The organism is Peptoanaerobacter stomatis (genome assembly GCF_000238095.2).
In the GTDB taxonomy this organism is placed as follows: Bacteria; Bacillota; Clostridia; order Peptostreptococcales; family Filifactoraceae; genus Peptoanaerobacter; species Peptoanaerobacter stomatis_A.
In genome coordinates, this window is the sequence record NZ_JH815225.1 from 537,186 (window position 1) to 551,201 (window position 14,016).

General features: G+C 31.2%; 14 protein-coding genes. 6 read left to right on the forward strand and 8 right to left on the reverse strand.

Going from position 1 to position 14,016, the window contains the following annotated elements:
• Positions 1 to 16 precede the first annotated feature (16 nt).
• Genes HMPREF9630_RS02265 through HMPREF9630_RS02300 form a run of 8 tightly spaced genes read right to left on the reverse strand, consistent with a single transcriptional unit; the run spans position 17 to position 8,032 of the window.
• Positions 17 to 1,387, reverse strand: a complete 1,371-nt coding sequence (locus HMPREF9630_RS02265; protein ID WP_009525650.1) for a V-type ATP synthase subunit B — start codon at positions 1,385 to 1,387, stop codon at positions 17 to 19.
• Complete coding sequence (locus HMPREF9630_RS02270; RefSeq protein WP_009526922.1) at positions 1,387 to 3,159, reverse strand: V-type ATP synthase subunit A; 1,773 nt, start codon at positions 3,157 to 3,159, stop codon at positions 1,387 to 1,389. Before HMPREF9630_RS02270 ends, HMPREF9630_RS02265 begins: the two co-directional genes overlap by 1 nt.
• Positions 3,160 to 3,183: 24 nt before the next feature.
• A complete protein-coding gene (locus tag HMPREF9630_RS02275) occupies positions 3,184 to 3,504 on the reverse strand; it encodes a V-type ATP synthase subunit F (RefSeq protein ID WP_009526923.1) in 321 nt (106 codons plus the stop codon).
• Complete coding sequence (locus tag HMPREF9630_RS02280; protein WP_009526924.1) at positions 3,497 to 4,462, reverse strand: V-type ATPase subunit; 966 nt, start codon at positions 4,460 to 4,462, stop codon at positions 3,497 to 3,499. Before HMPREF9630_RS02280 ends, HMPREF9630_RS02275 begins: the two co-directional genes overlap by 8 nt.
• A 14-nt stretch (positions 4,463 to 4,476) precedes the next feature.
• Entirely contained in the window at positions 4,477 to 5,073 is a 597-nt protein-coding gene (locus tag HMPREF9630_RS02285; protein ID WP_009526925.1) for a V-type ATP synthase subunit E, read from the reverse strand.
• A 48-nt stretch (positions 5,074 to 5,121) separates the two neighbouring features.
• Positions 5,122 to 5,613 carry a V-type ATP synthase subunit K gene (locus HMPREF9630_RS02290; RefSeq protein WP_009526926.1) on the reverse strand — a complete coding sequence of 164 codons (492 nt, stop codon included), beginning with the start codon at positions 5,611 to 5,613 and terminating at the stop codon, positions 5,122 to 5,124.
• A complete protein-coding gene (locus HMPREF9630_RS02295) occupies positions 5,606 to 7,684 on the reverse strand; it encodes a V-type ATP synthase subunit I (RefSeq protein ID WP_009526927.1) in 2,079 nt (692 codons plus the stop codon). The genes HMPREF9630_RS02290 and HMPREF9630_RS02295 overlap by 8 nt, the downstream gene beginning before the upstream one ends.
• Positions 7,685 to 7,723: 39 nt before the next feature.
• Positions 7,724 to 8,032 (reverse strand): hypothetical protein, encoded by a 309-nt coding sequence (locus HMPREF9630_RS02300; protein WP_009526928.1) that lies wholly within the window; start codon positions 8,030 to 8,032, stop codon positions 7,724 to 7,726.
• 629 nt (positions 8,033 to 8,661) lie between these two features.
• Between HMPREF9630_RS02300 and HMPREF9630_RS02305 the strand changes: the two genes are divergently transcribed.
• The 6 genes from HMPREF9630_RS02305 (at position 8,662) to tnpA (ending at position 13,782) form a co-directional block, all read left to right on the forward strand.
• Positions 8,662 to 9,393 (forward strand): tRNA (adenine(22)-N(1))-methyltransferase, encoded by a 732-nt coding sequence (locus HMPREF9630_RS02305; RefSeq protein ID WP_009526929.1) that lies wholly within the window; start codon positions 8,662 to 8,664, stop codon positions 9,391 to 9,393.
• On the forward strand, positions 9,362 to 10,162 hold the full coding sequence (locus tag HMPREF9630_RS02310) for a Nif3-like dinuclear metal center hexameric protein (protein WP_009526930.1): 801 nt from the start codon (positions 9,362 to 9,364) through the stop codon (positions 10,160 to 10,162). Before HMPREF9630_RS02305 ends, HMPREF9630_RS02310 begins: the two co-directional genes overlap by 32 nt.
• Complete coding sequence (locus HMPREF9630_RS02315; protein ID WP_009526931.1) at positions 10,155 to 10,883, forward strand: hypothetical protein; 729 nt, start codon at positions 10,155 to 10,157, stop codon at positions 10,881 to 10,883. The genes HMPREF9630_RS02310 and HMPREF9630_RS02315 overlap by 8 nt, the downstream gene beginning before the upstream one ends.
• Positions 10,876 to 12,006, forward strand: coding sequence for a THUMP domain-containing class I SAM-dependent RNA methyltransferase (locus tag HMPREF9630_RS02320; RefSeq protein ID WP_009526932.1), 1,131 nt, complete (start codon positions 10,876 to 10,878; stop codon positions 12,004 to 12,006). The genes HMPREF9630_RS02315 and HMPREF9630_RS02320 overlap by 8 nt, the downstream gene beginning before the upstream one ends.
• Positions 12,007 to 12,018: 12 nt before the next feature.
• Complete coding sequence (locus tag HMPREF9630_RS02325; RefSeq protein ID WP_009526933.1) at positions 12,019 to 13,107, forward strand: pyridoxal phosphate-dependent aminotransferase; 1,089 nt, start codon at positions 12,019 to 12,021, stop codon at positions 13,105 to 13,107.
• Positions 13,108 to 13,317: 210 nt separating this feature from the next.
• A complete protein-coding gene (gene tnpA / locus HMPREF9630_RS02330) occupies positions 13,318 to 13,782 on the forward strand; it encodes an IS200/IS605 family transposase (RefSeq protein WP_009526934.1) in 465 nt (154 codons plus the stop codon).
• Positions 13,783 to 14,016 lie beyond the last annotated feature (234 nt).

Below are 14,016 nucleotides of genomic sequence, written 5' to 3' on the forward strand. Positions count from 1 at the left end.
TTAAATATTATTAGTTTTATTTTCCGTAGAATTCATCAAGATATTCATCTTTTATTCTTTTTAATTCTGCTCTTGGTAGTATTGAAAGGAGTTTCCAACCTAAATTAAGTGTTTCTTCTATTGTTCTGTTTGTTTCATAGCCTTGTGATACATATTCTTTTTCAAAGGCATCTGAAAATTTAGCATATAACAAGTCTATATCTGTAAGTGCAGCCTCTCCAAGTACGACCATCAGTTCTTTTGCCTCTTTACCTCTGGCATATGCGGCAAATAACTGGTTCATAGTATCTGCATGATCTTTTCTTGTTTTTCCTTCTCCTATACCTTTATCTTTCAAACGTGACAATGACGGCAATACGTCTACAGGTGGTGTCAAGTTTTGTCTATATAGGTCACGAGTTAAGATTATCTGTCCTTCTGTTATATAACCTGTAAGGTCAGGAATTGGGTGAGTTTTGTCATCTTCAGGCATTGTAAGTATAGGTATCATTGTTATACTTCCCTTTGAGCCTTTCTTTCTTCCTGCTCTTTCATACATAGTGGCAAGGTCTGTATACATATATCCTGGATATCCTCTACGTCCAGGTACTTCTTTACGTGCTGCTGATACCTCACGAAGTGAATCGGCATAGTTAGTTATATCTGTCAATATTACAAGAACGTGCATATTTTGCTCAAATGCCAAATATTCTGCTGCTGTAAGAGCCATTCTCGGTGTTGATATTCTCTCAACAGCCGGGTCATTCGCAAGATTCACAAACATTACTGTTCTATCCAACGCACCTGTTTGTCTAAAGCTTTCTGTGAAGAAGTTGGATTCTTCAAATGTTATACCCATGGCAGCAAATACAACGGCAAAAGGTTCTGTAGTACCTCTAACTTGTGCCTGTCTTGCTATCTGTGCAGCCAATTTTGAGTGTGGAAGACCACTGGCAGAAAATATAGGCAATTTTTGTCCTCTAACAAGTGTATTAAGACCGTCTATTGCTGATACTCCTGTTTGTATAAATTCTTGCGGATAATCTCTTGCCGCAGGATTTATAGGCAAGCCGTTTATATCCAATCTTTTGTCAGGCAATATTTCAGGCCCTCCATCTATAGGTCTTCCTAAGCCGTCAAAAACACGTCCCAACATATCAGGAGATACTGCAAGCTCCATACTTCTACCTAAAAACCTAACTTTACTGTTTGAAAGGTTTATTCCTGTAGAGCTTTCAAATAACTGAACTAAGGCATTTCCTTCGTCTATTTCCAAAACCTTACAACGCCTTTTTTCTCCGTTGGCAAGCTCTATTTCGCCTAATTCATCATACGCAACATTTTCTACATCTTTTACCAGCATAAGAGGGCCGGCAACTTCTTGTATCGTTCTATATTCTTTTGCCATTATTCTTCCTCCTTATTGCTAATAAGATTTTTGATATCTTCTTTAAGCTCTTTTGATATGTTTTCAAATACTGTATCTACTTCTGATTCAGGAGTGTATTTAAATCTACCTATTTTTTCTCTTATAGGCATTTTTACTATTTTATCTATCTTGACATTATTGTTAAGCGCTTCTACGGCTTCATCATAGAATTCCAATATCAATTTCATCATTTTAAACTGTTTCTTAGCTGATGTATATGTGTCTACTTCATGGAAAGCTACTTGGTGCAAATAGTCTTCTCTTATTGAACGTGCCGCCTCCAATTTCAATCTATCTATTGATGACAATGCGTCCATACCGACAAGTTTAACTATTTCTTCCAATTCTGACTCTTCATGTAGCATAAGAACAAATCTTGCTCTTAACTCCATCCATTTTTCATCAACTTCAGTATTAAACCATTCTCCTAAACTGTCAGTATATAATGAATAACTTGTCAACCAGTTTATAGCAGGGAAATGTCTTCTATATGCCAAGTTTGAATCCAATCCCCAGAAAACTTTTACTATTCTAAGTGTTGCCTGTGATACAGGTTCAGATATGTCTCCTCCAGGAGGTGAAACAGCTCCTATGGCAGATAATGCACCTTGTCTTGGATTTTGACCAAGTGAATATATAAGTCCTGCTCTTTCATAGAATTGTGCCAATCTACTTCCAAGGTATGCAGGGTAACCTTCTTCACCCGGCATTTCTTCAAGTCTACCTGACATTTCTCTAAGAGCTTCCGCCCATCTTGATGTAGAGTCAGCCATAAGCGCTACTGAATATCCCATATCTCTAAAATATTCTGCAATAGTTATACCGACATATATTGATGCTTCACGAGCTGCAACCGGCATATCTGAGGTATTTGCTATAAGCACAGTTCTTTCCATAAGTGATTTTCCCGTTTTAGGGTCAACCAACTCAGGAAACTCGTTAAGAACGTCTGTCATCTCATTTCCACGTTCTCCACAACCTATATATACAACTATATCTGCATCCGCCCATTTTGCAAGCTGATGCTGAACAACTGTCTTACCGCTTCCGAAAGGTCCAGGAACTGCTGCAACTCCACCTTTTGCAACAGGGAACAATGTATCTATTACTCTTTGTCCTGTCATAAGCGGCATTTGTGGTGGCAATTTTTTGCTATATGGTCTTTCATTTCTAACAGGCCATTTTTGCAACATAGTTATATTTATTTCTTTTCCATCTTCATCTTCCAAAACAGCTATAGTATCTTCGATTGTATAACTTCCTGAATTTATGGATTTTACTTTTCCCTTTATTTTATAAGGTACCATTATTCTTTGTTCAACTACTTCAGTTTCTTGAACTGTACCTATTATGTCACCTTGTTCTACGTAATCTCCTACTGATACTGATGCTTTGAAATCCCATTTCTTTTCTCTATCAAGTGACGGTACTTCGACACCTCTTGCCAAATTTGTTCCGGCCTTTTTCATTATTCCTTCAAGTGGTCTTTGTATACCGTCAAACATTCCTCCGATAAGTCCGGGAGCAAGCTCAACACTAAGTGGAACTCCTGTAGACTCTACCGGTTCTCCCGGTTTCAGTCCTGAAGTTTCTTCATATACTTGCACAGACGCTTCATCACCATGTATTTCTATTATTTCACCTATAAGTCTTTCATTACTTACACGGACAACGTCATACATGTTGGCATCTCTCATTCCTGATGCTATAACAAGCGGTCCTGCTACTTTTTTTATGATTCCTTTGCTCATTTTATCAAATCACCTTCTTATATTTTAATCATTACCGAAAATAATATCAGATCCAACTGCTCTTTCAACAGATTTTTTAACATTAAGAATACCCTTACCTGTATTTCCGGTTATTCCCGGAATAGGTATTATAGCAGGAAGATATACATTGGCATAATTATCTATATATTTTTCAAGCTTTTCTTGAAGTGCTTCTGTCAAATATATTACTCCATAGTTATCTCCTGTAAGTTTCTTAAATACCTCAATAGCCTGTTCATCACTTTCTACCGCATAGGTATCAAGCCCAAGTGTTGCAAAACCTTGAACACTCTCCATATCACCCATAACTGCTATTTTATACATACATATCCCTCATTCTCTTTTTAACTTCTTCTGGTTTTAAATCATTTCTTTTAGCTACTGTAAGTATTCTTACTGTCTTTATTTCATTTTCTCTTGCTAAAATATATGCTATTATAGGAGAAATCGTCATAGGTGTATATTTTTCTTTTCTTATGGCATTTATTATCTGATTGTCGCACCAACATTCAAAGACAGCAAAATCAGTTTTTATAGCATCTACAGCTTCCTTAAAATCAGTAGTTTCCAAATATGAATATATATTTTCTACGCCTTGCACCGCCATATCTGCAAGTACATTTATATCTATTTTATCGCAAGGCACCAATGCCATATCAAAAAACTTCCTGTCTTTTCCTGTTTTTGCTCCTCTTATAGCTATTTTAATATCTGCGATTACTACTTTCATCTGAGCATATTCTATTAATAATTGATTTCCGCTTTTCTTAGACAATTCTATCATACATTCCAAACAGCCTTTATCCAAAACCATATCGCAAAGTTGTCCATCACCAGTTTTAAACATAATTTCATATGCTTCCAGTGCATAATCTGCCATTTTATCTGGGAGATTGCTGAAATTTTTATTTTTTACTGCATCTACAACTTCATCTACAGATATAGAACCGTTTTTTAGATATATTGAATTATCGTTTACTTTAGCATATTCAGATTTTATAGCAGCCTTTAAATTATGAAAGTCTTTTTCAATTCTAAGAGTATCAAATATACTCATATCCTCAAACATTTCTCTCATCAATGACCATATCTTATCACTTTCAACAGAAAGTATATTATCCAATTTCTCGCTGCCGTCTCCCCATCCCTTATCTACAAGTATTCTGTTCATAGATTCAACGGAATTAGATGATATTAATTGTTCTATTACTGATGAATCAAGAAGGTTCACTTCTTTTGCCCTTATTCTTGCAACGGCATATATATGCTCATTATTAGACATTTATAGCCTCCTTCTTAATTAAATAAAAATGAATTTATCTTATCTTCAAGTAACTCTCTTTTCTCAGAAAAAATGGCTTCAAGTGAACAATTTTCTTCTACATCTTTATATATTATCACAAATCCTGATTTTTCATTAGAAACTTGATCATCTAATACAAGAGTTCCTTTTGAATTTTCAGATAACTTTGCATTTAATCTTGAAACTAACTCTTGACCGATACTATCCTTATCAGATGCTGTCAATCTAATTTTTCCTTCTTCTTTATGAGCGTATTTTAATGCTATTTTTTCAAGGAATTTCATATATTCATCTTTTGAAAGATTCTTTATATAATTTTTAGATTTTTCTATTATATCGGATATAATGTTTTGTTTCTCTTCAAGTATCATTTTTTTCTTTTGAGATATAGCAGATGATATGCCTTTTTCTAAGTCAAGTTTAGAAGTTTGTTCAAGATCTTTTTCAAAAACAGCTTTTTTTGAGCTAATCTTTTCTTCCTGCTCTTTTATCATATCATCAGCAATTTTTCTTCCTTCAGACTCTATCTGTTCAACAGTTTGTCTGCTTTGCGCTTTTATTTCATCGAGGATTTTTTCCAATCCAGTCATCTTATATCCTCCCAACAATTTTTTTATCTAAATTGTGATTAACTATTGTTATATAGCTAATGCTCCAACTCCGTTTACTGCAAGTATTGATACAAGAAGTGCAAGAACCGCATATGTTTCAACCATTGCCGGGAATATCATCGCTTTACCGAATTGATCCGGTTTTTTTGCTACAAGCATTATACTTGCTACTGACACTTCACCTTGGTATTTACCTGACATAAGACCAACTATAGCTATAGGTAGACAAGCTGCCAAATATAAAAGACCTTTTGCAGTTGACATTTCTGCGCTTCCACCTAATATACCTATTTGTGTAAGTGTTATAAACGCTATAAGTAGACCATATATACCTTGTGTACCAGGTAAAAGTTGCAATACCAAAACTTTACTGAACTGTGAAGGATCTTCAGATACTACTCCTGCTGCTGCTTGTCCTGCTTTTCTTACCCCTATAGCTGAACCTATACCTGCCAACAATGTTGCAAGTGCTGCTCCTAATAATGCATAAACTACTCCCATATTTTCTAAATTAGACATTTTTTCTACTCTCCTTAAATTTAAAATATTTTGTATTCATTCTTAGTGGATTAAATTTTGAACCTCCACCTTCATAGAATTTGCCAAAAAATTCTACATATTGTAATCTGTTTGTATGAACATATGCACCAAGTGCATTTATTCCTAAGTTAAATATATGTCCGCCTAATATTATTATAGCAAATAATACTCCGCCTACTACTTTTCCTGATGCGTCCACTACCATACCAGCCATCATATTTATTACAGATGCTATTACGCCTGTTGCAAGTCCTAAGGCAAGAAGTCTTGAGTATGAAAGCACATCACTTAAATAGCTTGATATACCATATAAAGCATATAAACCTTGACCTAATCTTGCTCCTATATTTTTTGAGTCTCCATTTGTTACTACTATTCCTATAGCTCCTATTATAGCAAGATATTTTCCTGCAATACCCACTACAACAGGTATAGATTCATAATTATATCCAAATATATTACCCAACATATCTGTTCTTACCAACAACGCTATACAACCTACAAGTAGAACATACCAAAGCACTACATCTGATATTATTCCCATATAATTTTTTTGTTTCGCATATTGTACAGCTTTTAAGAACATACCTGCAAAAAGATGTATTATACCTACTATAAGAGAGAATGTGAGCAATCTCATAGGTTCTTTAACAGGTTCAAACCAAGCAGGAGCCAATATATGTCTTCCACCTAAATCCATATTAAAGAATTTTATAGCTATTACATCAAATAAATCTCCGAAGTAACTTCCAAACAGAACTCCCCAGAATATCGTAAATGCACCTGCCAAAGCATACATTCTAAGCGTTTTTCTCCATCCCTCTTCGAGCGTATCCTTGAATTTTACAAGTCCAAGAACAGATGCAATAAATATTACCAATCCATATCCTGCATCTGAAAGCATAAGTCCGAACATGAAATAGTAAAATATAGCCACAGCAGAAGTAGGGTCTATGTCTTTAGCTGATGGTAAAGAATAAGACTCAAGTACACCCTCTACCGGAGAAGCTAAAACTGAATTTTGAAGGAGTACAGGAGCATCTTCGTCATCCTGAGATACATCTTCAAATTGCAAATCTACCATATACTTTGAAGTAAGTGCATGTTTTAAATCATCAATATATTTTTTAGGAATATATCCCTTCAATACAAAAGTTTTATTTAACTGATGTAATTTGGAAAATGTATCCAAGCTGTCAGCTCTCAAACTTTCATAATCCATCAAAAATCTGATATTGTCTACTTTATCTACCCTTGAAATAATCTCCTTTTCCAAAGAAGATACTTCATTTTGACAATGCTCAATTTTTTCTAAAATATCTTTTTTCATTTCAGATACGGTCTTATCGCCATCTACCACAGGTGGTATAAATCCTGACATTCTAAGTGCTTCATATACTGAATTTTCATCTCTTTTTAAACATATTAGCGTGAAATACGTAAGCACATCTATAGACGATACCACTTCAAGTTCAAAAGGTATATCCTCCACCTTTTTTTGAGAACCGGACAATTTATCTATAATCATCTCTTCTATCTGAATTTTAGATAAATTATTAGGAAGCGTTCCTATAAAAAGCTTCGTTGTCTTTGTTCCTTCAAAATCCAAAGGTACATTCAAGTTTTCCCATGGCTTTAAAGACTCAAGTTTAGCATTTAATTGAGATATCTCACTCTTTTTCTCTTTTATTGTCTTGTTGGAACTAACAATATCTCTTGCCAATTTTGCATCATTTTTATATTCTGTTAAGAAATAATTGCTATATTCCTCTTCAGACATTTCTTTTCTTCCATTTAGAAAAAACGGCTCAGATATGCTGTTTTTAGCAAATGTTTTTAAAATCTCCATAGCATCTTTCGCATTATCTATGTTTTTTCTCACTTGCTCTTTTGTAGATAAAACGTCTTCATCATCTGCATTATTTGCAACATACTCTTGAGAAAAATGTCTTACTTCCACCATTTCCAATCTTTGAAGAGTTTCTAAAATATCTTTTTTATCTTTTTTCAATGCACATAAATATACACGCTGCATTTGCAGCTTAGCCATAAAATAACACCTCCCAAACTTTCTTGTTTTGAGTTAGAATTAAGCTACACAAGATATGACTAAGGAAATTGCTCCTTGCTCTTTTTCCTTTACAATATTTCTAAGCTCTTCAATCTCTTTTTTTGCATCTTCAACTGCTTTTTTCATCTCTTCGTCATTTTTTAATTTAGAGTCGTCATTCAACTGTCTTCGTTTGTCTTTCTTGAAATTTTCAAAATCTTTTTCCATGCTTTTTGTCTTTTCTTTAGCCTCATGTATTATGCGTTCTTTTTCTACAAGTGCATCTTCTTGAAGCTTGCTGCATTCATCTTCAGCTTGTGTAACAGCTTTGATAATAGCATTTTCCAATACAAACTCCTCCCCCTTAAAATAAAAAAATATAATTATTGCTCTGAAATTGAGCAAAATCAAAGCTCAAAGAATTTTATGGCTAAATTCAAAGAGCTATCTATAAAATTGTGCAAACATTACAAAAACTTGCACAAGGTTATACATCTCAATTATATCATAACTTAATATTAATTTAAAGAAAATTTAATAGTTTTTTATTTTTTTTACAAAAAAAATACAATATTACTATACTTTACTTTTTACCTTACTTCTTTATATTTTATCCAAATTATTAATTTAAAATCATATTAATAAAAATATATATAATTATCTCATAAAATATTCTCTTTTTTAATAGGCTTTTCAATAATAACCTATCGCTTATTTGATAAAATAACAATCTAAAGCCCATATATTATGCAATATCAATATTTTATAAATTGAAAAAAAGATTAATTGGTGATATAATTAATATAGATATTTTTGTAAATAAATTTATTAAAAAATTGAATTTTCAAAATAATAATTTTATATTAACATAGTAATTTATATTTACTTACCAAATTTTATAACATTTCATAAATTATAAACAATTTTACTCATAAACTTAGTTTACTGAAATATTAATCTATATTCGAGGATTTCATATGATAAGCGAAAGATTACAATATATAATAGATGTTGTACCTATTTTGGACACAATAGCAGACATAGGTACTGACCATGGTTACATACCTGTTAATTTAATAAAAAAATCAAGAGCAAAAAAAATAATAGCAAGCGACATCTCCAAACAATCTTTGCAAAAAGCTAAAGACATAATTATAAAAAACCATTTTGAAAATGTAATAGATACAAGATTAGGAAACGGTATAGACATTCTTGATATAGATGAAGCAGACGGTGTTATAATAGCCGGCATGGGAGGAATACTTATATCCAAAATACTTGAAACTTCCTACTCAAATAAATTTATAAATAAAAAACCTGTTTTAATTTTACAACCTGTACAACAAGCAAAAGAGTTAAGATATTATCTATATGAAAATAATTTTAAAATAACAGATGAATATGTAATGCAAGAAAACAATAAAATATACCATATAATAATAGCTGAAAAACATCACAAAATAGATGACAGATATGATAAAATCGCTAAACACAAAGATATATATATGGAATTCGGAATTATAAATATAGAAAAAAAATCTGAGTTACTATCAAAAATTATAAGAAACAATATCGAAAAAATAAAAATTTTGATAAACGAACTAAGTAAAAAATCAGTCGAGCAACAGCATATAGACTTTCTTAAAGACAGACTTAAAAATATGGAGGATATATATTATGAAACTTGGGGAACTTACCCAAAAGCTTGATATTATTTTAAAAAAAGATATAGCTTGCAACTGGGACAATGTAGGTTTATTAATAGGAGAGCTTGATAGCGAAGTTACAAAAATTACATTATCATTAGAACTGTGCGATAATGTCATAGACGATGCAATAAAAAATGGCTCCAATCTTATAATAACACATCACCCATTGATATTTTCTCCTATAAAAACGGTTATATCAGACGAATTAAAACAAAACTGGATAATAAAACTTATAAAAAATAATATAGCTTTGTATACAGCACATACCAACTTCGATTTGATACGAGGCGGACTTAATGACCATGTGATTTCTTTATTAGATGTTAAAGACATACTTCCACTTGGCGAAAATACTGAAGACAGCGAATTTGGACGTATTGCTACACTTAATAAACCTATGTATGCGTTGGACTTGTTAAAACATATAGAAGAAAAGCTAAAAATAAATGATGCAAGACTTATATCAAAAAACAATAAATTAATAAAAACAATAGCATTAGTTACAGGATCAGGCTCGGAATTTATAGATATAGCCACAAAAAAAGCAGATTTATATATAACGGGCGATTTAAAATATCATGAATCACAGGACTTATATCAATCAGGTCTATCTGTAGTAGATGCCGGACATTATGGTACGGAAAAACATTTCGGTGATGCAATGCAAGTTTTTTTAAATAAAAATTTGCATGAAAATATTGAAATTTATATTTCAACATCACTTGATAATCCTTTTAAGCAAGTGAGCGGGGGCTTTTGTAATGAATAAAGAATTAATAAGAATACAAAAAGGTTACTTGTTGATAGAAAAAGCAAGAAATAAAATAAGAGTGCTTTCAGAAAGCAAAGATATCCAAGACGAGAGAAAAAAGCTCCAAGACATGAAAACAATGGAAGATGAAATAACTGAAAACACCAATAACTTAAAAAATAAGATTTTTGAAAACGAAGAAAAACTCTTGAAAAAAGAAAAAGAACTAAACCAAATAATAAAATATTTGTACTCCAACTCAAAAAAAGAAACAAAAGATATAAAAGACAAAAAGAAAAGACAAAAAGAAATAGAAGAAGAAAGAAATATCTTAAAAAAAGAAATATTGGAATTTTTCCTAAAAGTAGATGCCTTAAAAGAAGAAATGAACGACTACAAGATAAACTATAACGAAATGGAAAAAAGTTTTTTGAAAAAACTATCTTTACAAAATGCAAAAATAGTCAAATATGAAGATAAAATAACTTTTATAGAAAAAAAGATAAGAAAAATAAGAAAAGGAATAGATTCAGTATCATTAAGCATATATGACAAAAAAAGACAAAAAAGCATATTAGTAATGTCTAAAATAGACCAAAATAAATGTAAATCCTGCGGTTTAGAATTGGAAGAAGACATTATTCAAAAAATTGCTCAAGATGAAATAATAGAATGCCCACATTGTGGCAAAATACTATATATAGAAACTGAAGAAATTGAGGAAGAAAAAAATGTATAATTTGGTAGCACCCTGCCTTTTTGGATTAGAAAAAACAGTCGCCTACGAATTAAAGAAAATCGGAGCGGAAGACATAAAAATAACAGACGGAAGAGTTCACTTCAAGGGCGATGATATTATGATTGTAAAATCCAATATATGCCTTAGAACAGCACAAAGAGTGCTGATACAATTAGGACAGTTTAAAGCATCCACATTTGAAGAATTGTTTCAAGGTATAAAATCAATAAATTATTCAAAATATATAAAAAAAGACTATAAATTTACAATAGCAAAAGCCAAAAGTGTAAAATCAAAATTGACATCAATACCTACAATACAATCAATAGCAAAAAAAGCAATGGCGGAAAGACTTAAATTATTGTTTGACACAGATATATTACCTGAAACTTCCAACATAGAAATACCGTTTAATATTCTAATACAAAACGACATAGCTAATTTATATATAGATACATCAGGATCATCGCTCCATAAAAGAGGATACAGAGAATTAACAGTTGAAGCACCTATAAGAGAAACGATAGCCGCATTCATGGTAGAAGCAACCCCTTGGAATATATCAAGACCGTTTTACGATATAACCTGCGGTTCAGGAACAATACCTATAGAAGCCGCACTCATAGGTCTCAATATACAAGCAGGTATAAACAGAGAATTTTTAGGTGAAAGATTGCCATTCATAGACAAAAAAATTTGGAACACTATGCGTTCACATTATATATCACAAGAAAAAGACGAAGATTTTGTCATAAAAGCATACGATAAAGATAAAAATGCAATAGAAATAGCCAAAAATAACGCCAAAATAGCAGGCGTTGAAAACCATATAAACTTTGAAGTTAAAGACGTAAAAGATTTAAACATACAAGAATCAAACGGATTTATAATATCAAATCCACCTTATGGAGTCAGAATAGGAGAAGAAAAAGAAATACAGCAACTATATTCATATATGAAAAAACTGTTCAAAACTTTGGATAATTTCTCATACTATATAATCACATCCGACGAAGAAATCGGTGATAAAATAGGCATACCGTTTCAAAAAAATCGCAAAATATACAACGGTAGAATAAAAACACATTTTTATCAATATTTAGTTCCAAAGAAAAAAATCTAAAAAAGGAAAACTATGCTGTCAACACACGGTGCAAATGTAAAACAATTATGTATTAAATATAATTTAAACGAAGATAAGATAACAGACTTCAGCTCAAATATAAACATATTTAAACCTCATATAAATTATGAATTATTAGCTGAAAATATAAGTTTTTCAATAAACAGATATCCGGATATAGAATACAGCGAACTAAAAGAAAACATATCTCACCTATATAAAATCGACAAAAACTATATACAAGTAGGTAACGGAGCCACGGAACTCATATATGACCTGCTTCTTTTAGATGAATTCAAAAATATAGGCATTTTTAATCCTACCTTTAGTGAATACGAAAGAGCAAGCCTGATAAATAAAAAAAATGTTATAGATTTAGATATAAATAAAATTGATCAAATAGATGAAAATACAACCATAAAAGATTTTAAAAATCTATATCTGCAAGAAAATATTAATATTCCGGACATACTCATATTATGCAATCCAAACAATCCTACTGGAATAATAACAAATCTACAAAATCTCATAAAATTCTGTAAAAAAAATAATATTTTTTTACTCATAGATGAGACATTCATAGATTTTATGTATAATGAAAATTTTTCGCTTATTAGTAATATAAAACTCTATGATAATTTAATAATATTAAATGCAATTACAAAATTTTTTGCAATGACAGGCGCAAGACTCGGATATACATTTTGCTCAAACAAAGATATAAATAGAGCTTTAGAAAAAATAAAAAAGCCTTGGAGCATAAATATATTGGCAGAAGAAGTTGTCAAACAAATTAGCAATATGAACTCCGATTTTTATGAAAAAACCAAAAATTATTTCACAAACGAAAGCAAAAGATTATATAACAAATATTCAAGCATAAAAAATATATCTATAACAAACTCATCCGCACCTTTTTTTACAATATCATTGCACGATAAAAACGCACAAGAATTACAAAAAAAATTATTACTTGAAAAAAACATATTGATACGAACACTTAACAACTACAAAAACATATCAAAAAACTCAATACGCATAGCAATAAAAGAACAACATATTAATGATATGCTGTTTAATATTTTGAGTGATTATTTTTAATTAGAAAAACATCATTTCAAATTTGGGCAGACCGAAAACAAACCACAGAAAAACAACTTCTGTGAGTTTGTTTTTTTGATTGTAGCTTAAGCAAAATAAACCCCCAGTTTTACTGGGGGAATAAAAATCTTTAGATAAAAGAAAACCTCCTTTTGATATAATAGAATTGGTCCGCCAAAACCAAAATAAAATCAAAAGGAGGTTTTTGTCATGAAAGACATAAATAGTTTATCACATTCCAAGTGGAGATGCCAGTATCATATAGTATTTGCTCCCAAATTTAGAAGAAAAGAAGTCTATGGAAAAATAAAAGTAGACATAGGAAAAATATTAAGGAAGCTGTGTGAACAAAAAGGAGTAGAGATAATACAAACGCAAGCATGTGTGAACCATATACACATGTTAGTGAGTATACCACCAAGTTTAAGTGTATCGCAATTTGTAGGATATTTAAAAGGAAAGAGTAGTCTTATGATATTTGATAGACATGCTAATTTAAAATATAAATATGGAAACAGACATTTTTGGTGCAGAGGATATTATGTAGATACAGTAGGAAGAAATAAAAAAGTAATAGAGAATTATATAAAGAACCAATTGCAAGAAGATATAATAAATGATCAGATATCATTTAAAGAATACATTGACCCGTTTACGGGTAGCAAGAATAAATAGGCAAAATAAAAAGCTACTTTAGCAGCAGCCTGTAAAAAATATGCAATTGGCGGACTATTCGATACCTCTTGAGAGGTAGCTAGTAAAATGCCCTTTTAGGGCTTTGCAAACCACCAGTTCAACTGGTGGTTTTGATTAAAATTTATTAAAAAAATTATAAAAAGTCATTTTACCTATTGTGAATTAATCTAATACTAAAATCTGTTTAAAAAGCTATTTATAATCAAAATAATC